This window comes from Drancourtella sp. An12 (genome assembly GCF_002160935.1).
Lineage (GTDB): Bacteria > Bacillota > Clostridia > Lachnospirales > Lachnospiraceae > Sellimonas > Sellimonas catena.
Genome location: NZ_NFLO01000019.1, coordinates 55,291 through 72,128, shown reverse-complemented (window position 1 = coordinate 72,128; position 16,838 = coordinate 55,291). Strand labels below are relative to the sequence as shown.

The following is a 16,838-nucleotide window of genomic DNA, read 5'->3' as shown; positions in this document are numbered from 1 at the left end:
CTTTGAGATCATTATTGACGATATCAGCAGCCAGAAGAGAAGTAAAACGGAGCCAGTTTGTTTTTGCCGAATTTAGGAACCGATAAAAAGTGTTCTTTGAAAAATCTTCCTTAAAAGAGCCAGTTCGTTGCTGCATATACATGCTTCTTCCGACAAAAATGTTGCTGAGCTTGTAGCGGAGCAGAGAAACAGGTGAAACACCTTTTTCTTTCATCCCATTGCATTTGGCGAGAAGCTTGCCGACATGATGCCTGGAAAAAAATCTCTGAACACAATCAATTAACTCGTTCTCATCGCAATAGTTTTGTGGTATACTGGACATGGCATAAATCTCCTTTGTATAGATGGTTTTTCGTCAATTCCATTATACCAAACGGGACAGGTTTATGCCTTTTTTATTGGCTGAAATATTGAATTTTCAAGGTTCAACACACCGTATTGGTGTGGGAAGTTTTAGTAAAAAATTTGAAAGGAGCGTTTTATGGCATTCAAAACACATAAAAAAGAAATATTTTCTTATTCTTCACCCCAAGAGATGTATCAGGATAATAAATTAAAAAAGATTATGGGGCCATTAGATTATCAATCAGCTATGCTTGACTCATATATGAAGAATAAAGACAAAAAAGCATTAGCATTAGAATTGCCGACAGGAAGTGGAAAAACATTAGTCGGACTATTGATTGGAGAATATAGACGAAGAAAAAATAAAGAAAAAGTTCTTTTTTTATGCCCGACTAATCAATTAGTTTATCAAGTTGTTGAACAGGCAAAGTCAAAATATGGACTAAAAGCAATTGCTTTTTGCGGAAAACAAAAAAATTATTTGACAAAAGATAAAAGCAGTTTTCTTTTGGCGGATACTATTGGTGTTACAACATATAGTTCTTTTTTTGCTGTGCATTCTTTTTTTGAAGATGTGGATGTTTTAATAATGGATGATGTTCATTCATGTGAAGATTATATAATATCGAATTGGACAGTTCAAATTGATAAAGAAGATGGCCTGTTTTGGGAAATGACAGAATTACTTAAATCGTTAATCAGTGAAACGGATTACAATTATTTGATAGAAGATGAATATATTCCTGAAGTGACAACTTGGTGTAATATGTTACCGATGCCTTTATTGTTAAATAAAATGGATGAACTTCAAGCAATATTGCAAAAAGGCATAAAAGAAGGAACAGCGAATTATTATGCATTTGGAAGAATATACGAAAATTTGGAAGAATGTAATATATATCTTGCAAATGGGAAAATACTTATACGTCCTTGGATTGCACCAACCATGACTCATAGAGCATTTGCAGAAGTAAAGCAAAAGGTTTTAATGTCGGCAACATTAGGTAGGAGTGGAGAGTTAGAACGTATTACTGGATTAGAAAACATATGTCGTTTACCAATCGTAAATGACTGGGATAAAAAAGGATTAGGGAGAAAATTTTTTGTCTTTCCAGATTTATCATTGGGTGAGGAACAGTATGGAGAAATTGTCATATCGCTTCAAAAATTATGTAAAAAAAGCGTATTCCTTGTTCCAGATATATTATCAGCCGATGAAATAAAAGAATTCTACATAAATAATCTAGCTCAAGTTCAGGTTTTTGAAACCCAAAGTGTAGAAAATTCTAAGCAAGAGTTTATTAATGCTGATGAGGCAACAGTTATACTGGCTAATAGATTTGATGGTGTAGATTTTTCTGATGAAGAAAGTAGATTATTGTTTATTTGGAATCTTCCCAAAGTAACTAATCTACAAGAAAGATTTTTGGCTATTAGAATGGGAGCATCTAAATTATACTCAGAAAGAATACGAACGAGGATAATTCAGGCAGTGGGCAGGTGTTCCAGGAATCCTAGTGATTATTCTATTGTTTGTGTCATGGGTGATACTATTCAAAATGATTTGACAAAACAGAAAAAGATGAGTCAATATCCTCCAGAGTTAAGAGCTGAGATACAGTTTGGTTTAGAAAATTCGGTCGAATATGAAACGATTGACGATATGATAGTTCAAGCTAAAGATTTCTTTAGTAAAACTGAAGAATGGTTAAATGCAGAGGAGTATATTGTAGAATTAAGAAATGGATATTGGAACGAAGAAGATAAAGTTGAACAGGAACTTAATAAAAAATTATATGAATCAGCAATTTTAGAATTAAAGTTTCAGTATGCAATATGGAAAAAAGACTATAAAGTTGCATATGACTATGCATGTAATATTGTTGCAACGCTGGATGCTCCAGCTTTGAGTGGATATAAATGTTTTTGGAATTATATGACAGGGTGTATGGCTTACTATCTTTTTAAAAAAGGAGAATCGGAGTACAGAATACCTAGTATAGAATATTATCAGGATGCATTAAATGGCAATATTAGTATACGATGGCTATCAGAACTACCTTCCAAATTGTTTTCTTTGAAAAGAGAAGAAAGTGATATAAATGATTTTTTCTTTGATTGTATTGTACGTATAGAAGATATTTTTACTTCTATACCGACGCTACCTAAATTAGAAAAAAGAATTAATGAAGTGTTAGAGGCACTAAATTCTACAGACGGAAAAACATTTGAAAGAGGGCATAAAGAATTGGGAATAATGTTAGGGTATATTGCTGAAAATCCAGAATCGTCGGGAGCCCCAGACCCATACTGGATAATTAACGAGAATAATCTTATTGTTTCTGAAGACAAAATATATGAAGAGAAAGATCAGATAAAAGATGTTCCAATAGCTCATGTTAGCGAAGCAGGAAGGCACAAAACATGGATTTTGGAAAATGAAAAAAGAATATCGGATAATGCTAATATTTACACGATTTTTATCACTAATTCTCAGGGAATAGAAAAAGAGGCTCGTATATATGCTACTGATATATATTATGTTCAAAGAGAAGAGTATTTTGCATGGGCGACGAAAGCATTAACTGTTATCAGAAGTGTATGGAAGACATTTACTGATAAAGGTCAACAAGAGTGGAGAGAAGCAATACATCAAAAATTTATACAATCAAAAATTACTCCTAGGGATTACTTATCATTTGTTTCTAGAAAAAAATTGGGAGACATATAAAGAAAACATAATTTTGTGTAGAAAAAGTTTTATTCAATATTATGACTAAAAAGGAGTTAGTGGGGAATAGATGGTATTAGTACAGGGAAAGAGTGGTTTATTTTGTGTCACTCTTTCCCTAAATTTTCTTAAATAATTTCTTATGTGTTACTAGTATATCATTCGTATATTGTAAATTACTAGTATTAAAAACTTTTGTTCATATGAAATAATAAATTCAAAAATATATAATTTCTTTAGGAGATGTATCGAAGGATAAAATAACACATCAGATCCGTGCAGAACATTGAATCAAAATTCACTTTTAAATTAGAGATTTTATATAGAGAAATGTATCGAATATGTTAAAATAAGATAAGGCTAAATGATATTAGTACCGAGGTGACTAGATGCTAATTTATGAAGGAACAAAAGACAATTTTTTATCGAGTGTAGAGCAGGATACAATTGCAGTAGAAATAGAGAACAATATTTATGAAAGAATGCATCGCCATACAGCGAAGAATGAATTCCGTGCGTGGGAAAATTCCATGGAATATATGTATAAAGTATTGAATGATCAGGATATTCCATCTGATGCAGGAATTGCTATCGAGTACAATATTCCACAGACATCCAAGCGAGTTGATTTTCTGATATCCGGTTATGGGAAAAAAGAAGATGCAAATGTCGTTTTGATTGAACTGAAGCAATGGGACGAGCTGGAGGCAATTCCGGGGCGGGATGGTCTGGTGCAGACATATACCGGAAATGCTTTGAGACAAGTAGTTCATCCTTCCTATCAGGCGTGGTCATATGCCATGTTGATCAGTGATTACAATGCTTCTGTACAGGAAGGAATGGTTTCCATATTTCCGTGTGCTTATCTGCACAATTACAGGCGGCATAATCAGGATCCGCTTGATGCTGAACAGTATGAAGTTTATCTGGAAGATGCACCGGCATTTACACGTGGGGAAGTCACAAAGCTGAGAGATTTCATTAAAAAGAGTATACGAACTGGCGATAATAAGGAATTGATTTACAAGATTGATTCGGGACGTATTAAACCATCGAAAAGCCTCCAGGATTCTATTGCAAAAATGCTGAAAGGCAACCGTGAATTTATTATGTTGGATGAACAGAAGGTTGTTTACGAAGAAATCCTGAATGAATCCAGACAGTCTGTCCAAGATGATAAAAAGCGGGTTGTGATTGTAAAGGGCGGTCCGGGAACAGGTAAGAGTGTAGTAGCGGTAAATCTCCTGGCCGAATTAACAAAAGAGAATCAGTTTTGCCAGTATGTATCCAAAAATTCAGCACCAAGAAATGTGTATCGGAAAAAGTTAAAAGGAAGCATCAGGAAAAGCAGTGTCGATAATATGTTCAAGGGTTCAGGTATTTACACAGAAACCGCTAATAATATGATTGATACGATCCTTGTAGATGAAGCACATCGCCTGAATGAGAAATCTGGAATGTTCCATAACATGGGAGAAAACCAGATTAAAGAAATTATTCATGCAGCGAAATGTAGCGTATTTTTTATTGATGAAAGCCAAAGAGTTACACTTCAGGACATAGGACGGGTAGATGAGATCAGAAAATGGGCGGAGGAGGAAAAAGCTCAGGTCACAGAGATGGAACTGGTGTCTCAGTTCAGATGCAACGGTTCTGATGGATATCTTGCCTGGTTGGATCATACGCTGGTAATTCGGGATACGGCAAATTTTGATATGGAGGATATCGATTATGATATCCGAATTCTTGATTCGCCGGAAAAAATGCAGGAGCTGATTATCGAAAGAAATCGTACCTCGCATAACAGAGCGAGAATTCTGGCTGGTTACTGTTGGAACTGGAAAAAAGAAGGAGTCAATGATCCATCTGTACATGATATAAAAATTGGAGATTTTGAAATCAGCTGGAATCTGAAAAATACGACTACGTTTGCCATTGACGAAGATTCCATTCATGAAGCAGGATGTATACATACCTCTCAGGGATTGGAATTCGATTATGTAGGAGTCATCATTGGGGATGATATGCGGTATGAAAACGGGATGATCGTTACAGATTTTACAAAAAGAGCCAGAACAGACCAGTCTTTGAAGGGAATTAAAAAGCTGTATAAAGAGAATCCGGAGCTGGCAAATAAAGAAGCGGACGAAATTATAAAAAATACATATCGGACATTAATGACACGCGGTATGAAAGGCTGCTATGTATATTGTACAGATAAAAGGCTGGCAGCTTATCTGAAGAAATGTCTGGAGACACGGAAGAGTGAGGGTAAAAAGTGACAAAGGAAACGATAGAACAGGTATTAAAATTTAGAGATGATCGAAACTGGAAACAGTTCCATAACCCGAAAGATTTGGCTATATCGATTAGCCTGGAGGCGGCGGAACTGCTGGAGGTCTTTCAGTGGAGTGCAGATGATGTCTGGTGCGAGGAGAAAAAAGACAAGGTCAGGGAAGAACTGGCGGATATACTGAATTACTGTATTTTAATGGCAGATACCTGCGGATTGGACTTAGATGAAATCATTCAGGAAAAGGTAAAGCGGAATGCAGAAAAATATCCGGTAGAAAAAGCATACGGACATAAAGAAAAATATACTGAGTTGGGAGAATGACATGCAGCTGCCACATTCTGATATATTGGATATTGCCCATTTTTCCAGATTGTTTGATAACAAAAGCGAGTGTTACAAATTATTCTGGTTTCAGGCGATCGCACGGAAAATAAAAGAAGGGCAGAAAACAATTACATTTGAAGCATTGATCGATGAAATGATCGCAGATGCCTGGTATATGGTTTTGGAGTACCGGTTGAATCTTGGCCCTAATGATGCACTGGAACGGGTGGTTCACCGGCTGGGTGAGATCAGTAATATGAAATCCTGTGAGAAGAAAGACGTTGTTCTGGAGTATGTGAAGACATGTAAAGATAAAGAAGTTTTAGCCATGAAACGGACGTTATCTTACAATGTTCCCTATCGTTTACAGGCTCCTTTTATGGAGTCTATGAAAGGAACAGAGTGGAAGAGATCGGGAAAAAATCTTGCGGAAAGAATTAATCAGGAACAAAGGCTGATGTATTATTTCCTGCAATTCCGTGGCCTGAATACCCAAATCCAGATACAGGAAGAATGGGCGGATTATATTGACCGTAATTATGAAATCATACAGGGATGGGTGGAATTGAATCTGATCCAGTATCTTCAGAGAAGGAACCCCAGCGTTCCAGGAATCGTGGACAAGCTTTATGCACCGAAAGAGCGGAACCTGGAAAAGGTGAAAAAATATTGGAAAATACTTGTTTCCATAAAAGCTGTCTGCGAAATCTATGGGGATAAGCCGCTTAATGAAAAAAATATATCTATTGATCATTTTGTACCTTGGTCCTATGTGGCGCATGATGAATTGTGGAATCTGACGCCTACCATTCGAAGTATCAACAGCAGTAAAAGCAACAGTCTTCCAGACTGGAACAGGTATTTCCCAATGTTATGCAAAATGGAATATTTATCCTATGAATTGATGTGGGAATATCCGGAAGTACATAAAGCTTTTGACAAATGTGCGAAGGAGCATTTGAACAATCCGGAGATCAGGCATAAACTTTATCAGAGAGGTCTGACGGAAACGGAGTTTTCCGGGCGTTTGGAAGAGGTTATGTCTCCGGTCTATCAATCGGCAAAAAGTATGGGATTTTCCAGTTGGAGCTTGAGGACATAAGATGATGTGTAACTATTATGAAAGAAATGCAGAACGCTATGCGACAGAAACATTTTCCGCTGATATGTCAAAACAGTATCAAAGATTCCTTCCCCTGTTAAAAAATGGTGTCAAGATTCTGGATGTGGGAAGCGGGAGCGGACGTGATGCATGCTATTTCCAGAAACAGGGATATCAGGTGACTGCATTGGAACCGTCAAATAATCTCTGCAGAGAAATCCGGAAAGTTTTCTCAGGAAAAATTATATGTTCAGATATCCAAAACTATCGGCCGACGGAACGGTACGACGGAATCTGGGCGTGTGCGTCATTGATTCATCTGCAAGAGGAAGAAGTGCTTTGTTTTTTTAGGAAGATCGACATGTATCTGAATGACAATGGAATTGTATATGCTTCCGGGAAAAGTGGAATTTCCACAGGAGAAGTGGCGGACGGACGTTTTTTCCTTGAGTTTACTGAACAGCTGGTAGAGAAAATCCTGACGGTAAATAAACAAATGAAGCTGGAGAAGCTGTGGTATAGCGAAGATGTAAGCGGGAGACAGGGATTTCGGTGGCTGAATGTGGTTTTAAGATTGAGAAGAAATAACTCTTAATGATAAAAGGTGAGGGCAATGAAAGTAGTTTTAAGTCGTAAAGGATTTGACAGCACGAATGGCGGTATCATGAGTCCTATTTTTGAAGATGGGACAATGGTTTCATTCCCTATCCCAAGTAAAGATGTGGAGAAGGACAACATTCGATATGACGAATTGTTTTGTGATGGAATTTGCATGAAAACAATTATGAATGCGCTTGGGTATCGGGGAGTAGAGCATTGCCATTTGGATCCCGATCTGGTGAAAGACAGAAGGCGGGAATTAATTCATGAGTGGACACCGGCTTTTGGACAGATTAATCAAGCTGCAACTTATCTAAAGAATCAACATATTTCTGAAGGAGATCTATTTCTTTTCTTTGGTAATTTCCGTCATATAAAGCAGAATCATGGAAAGTATAAATATGTTCGAAAAACGGATAAAACAGAGGATACTTATCTGGGAATGCCGCTGCAGGTCGTATGGGGATATTTACAGGTTGGAGGCATTATCACTGATCCTGACGAGCAAAAGAAATTGTTCTGGCATCCACACGCCTGTGACAAACGTATTTATGAAGAGAAGAATAATGTGATTTTTACAGCAAGCAAACAACTTTCCTTTGCTCCTGAAATGCCGGGGGCAGGCACATTTTTGTATGATAAAAAACGTGTGCTGACGATGCCGGGAAAACCAAAAGCAACCTGGAAATATTGTAAAGCATATGCTACTGATAACATTGAAAGCAATCGAAAGAATTCTGTGAAGGGTAGTAATGAAGGTATTTATTATGCCGGGATCTGGCAGGAACTTGTCTTAAAAGAAAATCAGATTTCTGAAGAATGGGCGAAGTCATTATTTTAGACAATCTGTTGTTGGAGATGTGACACAGAAGTATAGTGGGGGATTTATGGAGAAAAGGTACTTGTCAGATTCAAAGGTTCAAAGAGAAGCGGAAGAAATAATATTTGAAAATTTAAAAAGCAAGTTAAAATGTAATGATTTACAGAGTAATGTAAGAATACTGATTTCAAAGGAGAATAATATATGGATTTGTCCCGATTTTTATTCAGAGGAAAAACATATAATAGGTGAGATTCATACCCATCTTGGGAAATTAAAATCTGCGCAATTACATAAAATAGAAGGCGATATTTTAAAAATGCTTCTTTTTGAAAAGTGTCATAATGGAGAACGATATAGAAAAATGATTGCCGTCTGCGATTTTAAGGAATACAATCAGTTGATCGGGAATTCATTTGTGGCAGAGGCAATCAGGCAATTTGATATAGAGCTGTATTATGTTCCATTGGAACAAACACTGATTAATGAGATAAAACAAGCTATGCAGGAGCAAAATTTCTACCATTAGTGAGAAAAGGTAAATTGTGATACAATATATACAACTATAAAACCTCGGGGAGGTTATTGGTAATGCAGTTACAGAATGATAAAATAACAACATTGCAGACAGGAATCCAGACAGCATATCTGGATCATACTATAAATTCTAATCTGGCATATCGACCGGAATTTATTTCAAATAATTATAAGCTTGGGAAAAAAGTTCTTGTTTCAATTGAAGAAGAATTACAAAGATGTGAAGAATTTTTTATCAGTGTCGCTTTTATTACCAAGAGCGGAATTACGCCACTTCTTCAGACCTTAAAAGATCTGGAACAAAGAAATATTCCGGGGAAAATCCTGACGACAAATTATCTTATGTTCAGTGAGCCAGAGGCCCTGGAAAAGCTGGCAGGATTAAAAAATATCGAATTGAAAATGTTTGTTACTGGTGCAGAAACCGGCGGATTTCATACAAAGGGATATATTTTTCGTGAAGAAGAAATTTATCGGATTATTATCGGAAGTTCCAATATGACACTCAGTGCCATTACAAAGAACAAAGAGTGGAATACCAAAATTGTCTCTACAGAACAGGGTGAGTTGACGCAGTCAGTTTTACAGGAATTCGATGAGTTATGGCGGGATGAGCATTCCTTAGCTTTTGAAGATTTTATTGATGCTTACCGTCAAGAGTATCTGAATGAAAAAATGATTCGTAAGCAGAAGCAGCAGGCGGTATCAGAGCAGGTTGTAGAGCTTGAAAATTATCGGTTAAAGCCGAACAAGATGCAGGTCGCTTTTGTGAAAAATGTAATGGAAATGAGAGCACAGCATATAGATAGAGCTCTTCTTTTAAGTAGTACGGGGACAGGAAAATCCCTGGCTTCCGCATTTATGTTGCGGGAGATGGGGACAAGAAGGGCTCTGTTTATTGTTCACAGAGAGCAGATTGCCAAACAGACATTGAAAAGTTATAAAAGAGTTTTTGGATCATCAAGAACTTACGGACTTTTATCAGGAAATAGCAGAGAGTTGGGGGCAGAATTTTTATTTGCCACTATGCAAATGATGTCGAAAGAAGAAATTAGGTCTCATTATAGTCCAGAGGACTTTGATGTTATTATTCTGGATGAGTACGATATAATAGGACAAGTCAGAAGAAGACCGATTTTAAAGGCTTCCTGACCAAGTCCTATTTTTTTGACCTGTTACTGGAAGGTTGAGATGTGAGGACGGCGCCGAATTTACAATCAAATACCTGCACTGCGAAGGCGGAGGGGTGCCAGGCCCCGAATGGACGAGAGATGCCTTCATGAAGGCGGGGTGATGCTATTTTAGCAAAATAGGACTTTAATCTGCGGGGCAACCATGCTCCCTGGCAGGTTGAGGTCCTTTTTCTTTTCAAAGCGGCTGGATGCCGGAAGGGTATCCATGATCAGACAATCAATGGAGGAAATTTGATGAAGAAAAGTAAGGCATACAGAAATATGAAGATTCATGAAACAAGCGGTTACAACTATAAAGCAACGCCAGCAATCGTGCTGAAAGGGCAGTGGCTGAGGGAGTTGGGGTTTGATATCGGCGGATATATTTCTGTCAGCTGTGAGAACGGCAGGATTGTTATTACTCCTGATGCGGAATGGACGGCGCTGAAGGAGGCAGAGGAGTCATTTATCGAGAAGGAGACAAAGCTTTTGCAGAAGAGATTGGCATCAGAAAAGAAAAAGCTGCATGCCCAGTTCGTAGCAGAAAGAATGAAGCAGTATGGCGATGATGAGAAAAAGGAGGCGTGAAAGAATGGGAAAAATCATTATGATTGGAGCAATGAAGGGCGGTGTCGGTAAATCTGTGACTGCGTTCAACCTGGCATACTCCCTGCGGAAATGCGGCAAGAAGGTACTGGCTGTGGATTTTGATCCACAGGCCAATCTGACCACCTGCTTTGGGGCGGAAGATGCTGATGTGACGATCGGAGATCTGCTGCTTGCTGCGATTGAGGATGAAGAATTTCCAGAACAGGATACTTATATCCGGGAAAGAAAAGGCGTATATTTTATCCCGTCATCCATCGGTCTTTCTGCGGCAGAGGCGAAACTGAGACTGGAGATGGGATCAGAGAGGATGCTGGCAGCGGTTTTAAAACCGCTGAAAAATGATTATGATTATATCCTGATTGATACTTGTCCGTCTTTGGGGGTGCTGAATATAAATGCTATGGCAGCGGCGGATGAGGTAATTGTAACCGTGAATCCGCAGCTGCTGGCGATGATGGGACTGCAGGATTTCCTTAAAACAGTGAAGAAGATTAAGAGCCGTCTTAACGCGAAATTAGAGGTAGCAGGAATCCTGCTTACGATGTGCGATGCCAGGACAATCCTGTGTAAGACAATCACGGAGCAGGTGGCGGAAACCTTCCAGGGACAGATTCGTATCTTCGGCAGTAAGATTCCGAACACGGTGAAGGTTGGGGAATCTGTTTATTATAGCGAGCCGCTGATCGAGTATGCACCGGAGAGTAAGGTGTGCAGAGCTTATGAGCAGCTGGCAGAGGAGGTGATCGCATATGAAAGCTAACGCACCGAAAAGAAAAATATTTGATGCTGTAGATATGATGACGGCAGATGAAGCAAAGACGGAGTTCGGAAACGGTCTCCAGTACCTGCCGCTGGATGCGGTCAAGCCGTTTCATGGCCATCCTTTTCGGATGTATGAAGGAGCGCGGCTGGAAGACATGGTCCAGAGCATTCGGGAGCATGGTGTTTTGAACCCGGTGATTGTTCGGAAACAGGAAGACGGGTATGAGATGCTCTCCGGCCATAACCGGCAGAGGGCTGCGATGTTGGCGGGGATTGATAAAATCCCTGCCATTGTGAAAGAGAACCTGTCAGATGAAGACGCGATTGTCTATGTAATTGAAACTAATATGATCCAGAGATCTTTTTCGGAACTGCTTCCGTCAGAAAAAGCGGCTGTCCTGGCGGTACGGTATGAAAAGATCAGCAGTCAGGGCAAGCGGAATGACATCCTTCAGGAGATTGCGGCTCTGAATGGACAGGAAGGAACTTGTGGACATGATGTCCACAAGTCCAGGAGCCGGGATGAACTGGGAAACGAGTACGGCATGACGGGAAGAAATATCGCAAGATATATGAGGGTGGATAAGCTGATCCCTGAATTTAAAGAGGAACTGGATAATGGCGCACTGTCCCTGGTGGCGGCTGTGGATCTGTCTTATTTATCGGAGAAAGAGCAGAAGGCTGTGGCGGCGGCAGTGTCAGAGGATAAGGTGAAGCTGAATCCGAAGAATGCGGCGGCGATCAGGGCGGAGTCTGGAAATATTACGCAGAAGAGTATCCAGGAAATAGTGGATTCGGCGGACAGGCAGAAGAAAAAAGAGATGGTCAACATTAAGCTGCCGACAGCAGTGTACCAAAAGTATTTTGCGGATCGGAAGACGGCGGAGGCGGCAGATATTGTGGAAAAGGCACTGGAAGCGTGGTTCCGAAAGGAGGCGCCGGATATTGTTCAGTAAAGAAGAATTGAAAAGCCTGGATAGGAAATATTTTGCCGTCATTGCGGTGGATGAATATGATGTAACGGTAATGTCCCGGAATACGGGGCATTACTGGTATATCCATAACCCGGAGTATCCGGGGAAAGGCAGCTGTATTATCTTTCATAAGCATAAGGCATCACATCCGTATCATCAGCATGGCAGGGCGGATACGCTGTGGCAGGCGGTACGGAGCATCCAAGGGCATGACAGGTGGCAGATGAATGGGAGAAAACGATAAACTATTATGGGCTCATAGTTTATATGGGCCCTTTGTTTGGGTATAAATAGAAGGTTAATGTGAAATTTGAGTTTTTTAGATCAAACGAATGTTTTTCAAAAATAACTTTTGTTTGATGCTTTTGCAGAATTGTGGTATACTACTTATTATAGCGAAGTAGGTAGATGATCTGTATTGAGGTGCAATGATGGAAATAAGCTATAAAAAACTGTGGAAGCTTTTGATAGATAAAGACTGGAAAAAGAAAGACCTTGAAGAAAAAGCGCAAATAAGCCATTACACTATGAATAAGCTTGTTCATGGTGATAATGTTACGACGGATACGCTTGCGAAAATATGTAAAGCTCTTGATTGCAAGCTGGATGACATTATGGAGATGACCTTTGAGGAGGACGATAACAATGGAGCGTTGTAAACCAATTATGAAATGGGCAGGCGGTAAAAGTCAGCTCCTAAAAGAATTACTTCCTCGTATCCCTGATTATTCAGGAAAGTATATTGAACCGTTTTTTGGAGGCGGTGCATTGTATCTTGCATTTCAACCAGAAAATGCTGTGATTGCTGATAGTAACCCTGAACTCATTAACTTGTATAGACAGGTCGCAGATTCTGTTGATAAAGTTATAGAAAAGCTGAAAACTTATGAGAATACAAAAGAAATGTTCTATGAAGTCAGGGATTTAGATTGGACTACATTGCCGCCAGAGGAAGCTGCAGCACGTACCATTTATTTGAATAAGACCTGTTTCAACGGCCTTTATAGAGTAAACAAAAAAGGACAGTTTAACACACCATATGGTCGCTATAAAAATCCAACGATTTGTGATGAGGAATTACTGCACACTGCATCCGGAATATTTAAAAATGCGCAGATCGTTTGTGGAGATTATCTTGATGTGCTTCATGAATACGCACAGCCAGGTGATTTTATATTTCTTGATCCACCATATATTCCAGTGACAGAGTGGGGGGATTTTAAGAGATATACCAAAGAACAGTTTTATGAAGAGGATCAGAGGAACCTCGCAAAAGAGGTCAAGCGTTTACAGAAACTTGGATGCTATGTGATTCTGACTAATTCAAATCATCCTCTTGTGCATGAATTATATGGTGATTTTCAGATTGATGTTGTTGCAACTAAGAGAGCAATATCCTCAAAGGGCAACGCAAGAACAGGGGAGGATGTCATAGTGACGGCTTTTCCCGATACAAGAAAAGTTGTTATGAGTGATGTGGTTCTCCCCGAGCAGATCAAACAATATCCGGCTACAAGATATATGGGCTCTAAGAGTAAGTTGCTTTCAGAAATTATGGCTGTGGCTGGTAATTTTGAATATGAATCCGTGCTTGATTTATTTTCTGGCTCTGGGATTGTTGGATATATGTTCAAAACCTTGGGGAAGAAAGTGATCAGTAATGATTATATGGCTATGTCAGCTACCTTTACGAAGGCAATGATTGAGAATAATTCTGTGCTTCTTCCGCTGGAAGAAGCTAAAGAATTGCTGATAAAGAAAATAGAACCAGATCATTTTGTGGAGAATCGTTTTAAGGGGTTGTATTTTACAGATGATGATAACAGGCTTATCGATATTCTCCGAACGAATATATGGAACATGGATGACGAGTATAAACGTGCGATTGCTATGACTGCTCTCATTCGTGCCTGTACCAAAAAGAGACCGAGAGGTTTGTTTACTTATGTTGGTATGGGAGAAAAATATAATGATGGCAGGCGTGATTTGCAGATTTCAATGGAGCAGCAATTCCTTGAAAATGTTGAAGCTGTAAACAGTGCTATATTTGATAATGGATGCAAAAATGTTTCTATATGGGGAGATGCGATGAGTGTTCCAGGAGAGAAACCGGATTTGGTATATATTGATCCGCCATATTATTCGCCGCTTTCAGATAACGAGTATGTGCGCAGATATCATTTTGTTGAAGGTCTGGCAAGGGATTGGAAAGGTGTTGAGTTCCAAGACCATACAAAGACAAAGAAATTCAAGTCATATCCTACTCCGTTCTCATCGAGGAATGGGGCTGAGGCTGCGTTTGATAGCCTTTTTGAAAAATACAGAGATAGTATTTTAATAGTATCATATTCGTCAAACAGTCAGCCGACCAAGGAAGAAATGGTAGAGATCATGGAGAGATACAAGGCTCATGTAGAGGTTGTTCCGATTGATTATAAATATTTTTTCGGAAACCAGAAGGATGCCAAGTCACATAGGAATGCGGTTCAGGAATATATTTTCGTAGGATTTTGAGGTGGTAGGTTATGAGGATAGACGAAAACGAAGTGATAAACATATGGTTGGCGGGTAATACTGGACTCAGAAATCCAATGCGTATTCAGGAAGGATTTATTGCGTTTTCACAGTCGCCGTATGTGGGCAATCTTCATGGAAATGAAAATGAGATGGGCTTTATGAAGTTCCTTGATGATAAGGGCATTATAAAAAACGAAAGCGGTAAAGATCTTTCGGGTAGTCATGCAAGAAAATGGCGCTTGATGTTTGAACGCTATGGCTTCATTTATGGACAGGCAAAGAAACAAAATGGCTTTGAACAGGATGAATTAGGTAAGATGGATGATATTACTCCGTTTGGAAGATCATTCATCAAAGCTGATACTATCCCGGCAATGCAGGAATGTTTTCTGCGTTCACTTGCGGTTGAACAATACTGGCTACCGGATGGGAGTGCACATTTTTCGCCGTTTAGGTGGATACTGGCAATCATGCTAGAACTTGAAAAGAGAACCGGTTCATCTGAATTTTCACGAATTGAGTTTGGACTTTGGGGGCATACGACGAATCCGAGTTATGACATTAATGAAGTTGTAGATCATATACTTGATCTTAGGGAGAGAAGAAAAAAAGCTCCTGCAAAAAGGCCGTTTGATAGAAAAGAAATAAACGAACGCGGTAAGCATTACGATAAGAAGAGCGATAACTTTCTTGATTATTGCGATATGAATATGCGATATCTGAGGATTTCAGGTGTACTTCAGAGAAAAGGCAGAGGACTTATCATAGTCCCATCAAAGCACATCATTGCAGAGGCTCTTGCAAAGACAACAGCAAGTACCGAACCTATGTTAGATGTGTTCAAAAGCCTTACTACAGGGGCTCCACTTCCGACAGATAATATTGATGTGGCAAAAAAGGTGCTTTCTGATCTGATGAAACAGATGAAGGAACGGAATATTATTTTTGATATTTCAGACTTGCCATTAAATACACCGGCGGAGGTGAACATTGCAAGAAGACGGTTAGAAGATATAATGGCTCAGACTGATGAGATCAATTATGCAGCCGATCAGAAAAACAGGTGGCAGGAAATATCAGATTATATGTCTCTTCTTATCAAAGGTGGTGGTAAGAAGGAATATGATGATGATAATGTCATTGAAGTGCCGAAGGATGAAACGCCGGCATATCTTGAATGGACATTGTGGAGGGCTACGCTTGCTATAGGCCATTTGGTTAATAAACCATATGAAGTAAGAGGCTTCCGTTTGGATTCTGATTTTATGCCGGTTTCCGCAGCAGGTGGCGGTAAGGGCGATTTATACTGTGAATTTGAGAAGTTCACAATTCTTACAGAGGTTACAATGTCAACATCTTCTCGTCAGGAAGCGATGGAGGGAGAGCCGGTACGACGACATGTATCAGATGCGGTTCTTGCGTATTCAAAACCGGTATATGGGATGTTTATTGCTATAAGAATTGATACTAATACTGCCGAGACATTTCGACATGGTGTGTGGTACGCAAAAGGTGATGAACGGCAAAGGCTTAATATTGTTCCAATCTCACTATCGCAGTTTCAGGTGTTTTTTGAGAGGATGTTTAAAACCAACCAAGCGAGACCAGAAAAACTTGTGGAATTGATAGAATACTGTTTAAGTAAGCGTGATGTGATGGAAGCGCCAGCGTGGAAGTCTCATATTGATACTGCTGTTCGAGTAGGGATTTATGCACAAAAAATTGCAACGCTTCATAGTACGGGTGGTATGCGGATTGATACCGATGATTTATACGACCTTGATACATCCAAGGATGTCATGATGGTTGCGGAAGATACGGTGCCATATGGCACTTCAAAATTAAAGCATGATTTTCCTTATGGAATCTATTTTGGTTCGCATATAAAAGATACAGTAAAAAATCGTATTGGCTGTGTAGTAGGTGTCAAAGAGGATTATATACTTGTAGCCTTTGAAGACGACATGGATCCGCAAATTATACCAGCTGATGCTGAGTCCTTTGAAAAGGGATATTACAGTTTGGCATAGCAGGATTCACATTTTATAA

General features: G+C 39.2%; 15 protein-coding genes and 1 pseudogene. 15 read left to right on the top strand and 1 reads right to left on the bottom strand.

The window, feature by feature from the left end; all coding sequences use genetic code 11:
- Positions 1 to 322: pseudogene (locus B5E64_RS18215) on the bottom strand (transposase); the annotation flags it as partial.
- A gap of 159 nt (positions 323 to 481) precedes the next feature.
- Here B5E64_RS18215 and B5E64_RS14285 point away from each other — a divergent pair.
- The 15 genes from B5E64_RS14285 (at position 482) to B5E64_RS14215 (ending at position 16,819) form a co-directional block, all read left to right on the top strand.
- The gene (locus B5E64_RS14285) at positions 482 to 3,076 is read left to right on the top strand and encodes a DEAD/DEAH box helicase family protein (protein WP_087169132.1); all 2,595 of its coding nucleotides are present in this window, start codon (positions 482 to 484) and stop codon (positions 3,074 to 3,076) included.
- 389 nt (positions 3,077 to 3,465) lie between these two features.
- Entirely contained in the window at positions 3,466 to 5,358 is a 1,893-nt protein-coding gene (locus B5E64_RS14280; RefSeq protein WP_087169131.1) for a DUF2075 domain-containing protein, read from the top strand.
- Positions 5,355 to 5,693, top strand: coding sequence for a nucleotide pyrophosphohydrolase (locus B5E64_RS14275; protein WP_009249912.1), 339 nt, complete (start codon positions 5,355 to 5,357; stop codon positions 5,691 to 5,693). The genes B5E64_RS14280 and B5E64_RS14275 overlap by 4 nt, the downstream gene beginning before the upstream one ends.
- A 1-nt stretch (position 5,694) precedes the next feature.
- The gene (locus tag B5E64_RS14270) at positions 5,695 to 6,798 is read left to right on the top strand and encodes an HNH endonuclease domain-containing protein (protein WP_009249911.1); all 1,104 of its coding nucleotides are present in this window, start codon (positions 5,695 to 5,697) and stop codon (positions 6,796 to 6,798) included.
- 1 nt (position 6,799) lies between these two features.
- Positions 6,800 to 7,393: a class I SAM-dependent methyltransferase gene (locus B5E64_RS14265; protein WP_087169130.1), complete on the top strand. Its 594-nt coding sequence runs from the start codon at positions 6,800 to 6,802 to the stop codon at positions 7,391 to 7,393.
- A gap of 18 nt (positions 7,394 to 7,411) precedes the next feature.
- Positions 7,412 to 8,239: a hypothetical protein gene (locus B5E64_RS14260; RefSeq protein WP_087169129.1), complete on the top strand. Its 828-nt coding sequence runs from the start codon at positions 7,412 to 7,414 to the stop codon at positions 8,237 to 8,239.
- Between the two features lie 61 nt (positions 8,240 to 8,300).
- On the top strand, positions 8,301 to 8,747 hold the full coding sequence (locus B5E64_RS14255; RefSeq protein WP_140398866.1) for a hypothetical protein: 447 nt from the start codon (positions 8,301 to 8,303) through the stop codon (positions 8,745 to 8,747).
- A 62-nt stretch (positions 8,748 to 8,809) separates the two neighbouring features.
- A complete protein-coding gene (locus B5E64_RS14250) occupies positions 8,810 to 9,907 on the top strand; it encodes a DEAD/DEAH box helicase family protein (protein WP_087169127.1) in 1,098 nt (365 codons plus the stop codon).
- Between the two features lie 275 nt (positions 9,908 to 10,182).
- Positions 10,183 to 10,515, top strand: a complete 333-nt coding sequence (locus B5E64_RS14245) for a SymE family type I addiction module toxin (protein ID WP_087169126.1) — start codon at positions 10,183 to 10,185, stop codon at positions 10,513 to 10,515.
- Between the two features lie 4 nt (positions 10,516 to 10,519).
- The gene (locus tag B5E64_RS14240) at positions 10,520 to 11,296 is read left to right on the top strand and encodes a ParA family protein (protein ID WP_087169125.1); all 777 of its coding nucleotides are present in this window, start codon (positions 10,520 to 10,522) and stop codon (positions 11,294 to 11,296) included.
- The gene (locus B5E64_RS14235; RefSeq protein ID WP_087169124.1) at positions 11,286 to 12,254 is read left to right on the top strand and encodes a ParB N-terminal domain-containing protein; all 969 of its coding nucleotides are present in this window, start codon (positions 11,286 to 11,288) and stop codon (positions 12,252 to 12,254) included. The genes B5E64_RS14240 and B5E64_RS14235 overlap by 11 nt, the downstream gene beginning before the upstream one ends.
- Positions 12,244 to 12,516, top strand: a complete 273-nt coding sequence (locus B5E64_RS14230) for a hypothetical protein (RefSeq protein ID WP_087169123.1) — start codon at positions 12,244 to 12,246, stop codon at positions 12,514 to 12,516. Before B5E64_RS14235 ends, B5E64_RS14230 begins: the two co-directional genes overlap by 11 nt.
- 187 nt (positions 12,517 to 12,703) lie before the next feature.
- Positions 12,704 to 12,931: a helix-turn-helix transcriptional regulator gene (locus tag B5E64_RS14225; RefSeq protein WP_087169122.1), complete on the top strand. Its 228-nt coding sequence runs from the start codon at positions 12,704 to 12,706 to the stop codon at positions 12,929 to 12,931.
- Positions 12,918 to 14,786 carry a Dam family site-specific DNA-(adenine-N6)-methyltransferase gene (locus tag B5E64_RS14220; protein ID WP_087169121.1) on the top strand — a complete coding sequence of 623 codons (1,869 nt, stop codon included), beginning with the start codon at positions 12,918 to 12,920 and terminating at the stop codon, positions 14,784 to 14,786. Before B5E64_RS14225 ends, B5E64_RS14220 begins: the two co-directional genes overlap by 14 nt.
- An 11-nt stretch (positions 14,787 to 14,797) precedes the next feature.
- Complete coding sequence (locus tag B5E64_RS14215) at positions 14,798 to 16,819, top strand: AlwI family type II restriction endonuclease (RefSeq protein WP_087169120.1); 2,022 nt, start codon at positions 14,798 to 14,800, stop codon at positions 16,817 to 16,819.
- Positions 16,820 to 16,838 lie beyond the last annotated feature (19 nt).

Excerpts from the sequence above, each read along its gene's own strand:
- B5E64_RS14285 (WP_087169132.1), top strand. The coding sequence starts at position 482 with ATGGCATTCAAAACACATAAAAAAGAAATATTTTCTTATTCTTCACCC.
- B5E64_RS14250 (WP_087169127.1), top strand. The coding sequence starts at position 8,810 with ATGCAGTTACAGAATGATAAAATAACAACATTGCAGACAGGAATCCAG.
- B5E64_RS14265 (WP_087169130.1), top strand. The coding sequence starts at position 6,800 with ATGATGTGTAACTATTATGAAAGAAATGCAGAACGCTATGCGACAGAA.
- B5E64_RS14245 (WP_087169126.1), top strand. The coding sequence starts at position 10,183 with ATGAAGAAAAGTAAGGCATACAGAAATATGAAGATTCATGAAACAAGC.
- B5E64_RS14280 (WP_087169131.1), top strand. The coding sequence starts at position 3,466 with ATGCTAATTTATGAAGGAACAAAAGACAATTTTTTATCGAGTGTAGAG.
- B5E64_RS14225 (WP_087169122.1), top strand. The coding sequence starts at position 12,704 with ATGGAAATAAGCTATAAAAAACTGTGGAAGCTTTTGATAGATAAAGAC.
- B5E64_RS14240 (WP_087169125.1), top strand. The coding sequence starts at position 10,520 with ATGGGAAAAATCATTATGATTGGAGCAATGAAGGGCGGTGTCGGTAAA.
- B5E64_RS14215 (WP_087169120.1), top strand. The coding sequence starts at position 14,798 with ATGAGGATAGACGAAAACGAAGTGATAAACATATGGTTGGCGGGTAAT.
- B5E64_RS14220 (WP_087169121.1), top strand. The coding sequence starts at position 12,918 with ATGGAGCGTTGTAAACCAATTATGAAATGGGCAGGCGGTAAAAGTCAG.
- B5E64_RS14235 (WP_087169124.1), top strand. The coding sequence starts at position 11,286 with ATGAAAGCTAACGCACCGAAAAGAAAAATATTTGATGCTGTAGATATG.
- B5E64_RS14260 (WP_087169129.1), top strand. The coding sequence starts at position 7,412 with ATGAAAGTAGTTTTAAGTCGTAAAGGATTTGACAGCACGAATGGCGGT.
- B5E64_RS14270 (WP_009249911.1), top strand. The coding sequence starts at position 5,695 with ATGCAGCTGCCACATTCTGATATATTGGATATTGCCCATTTTTCCAGA.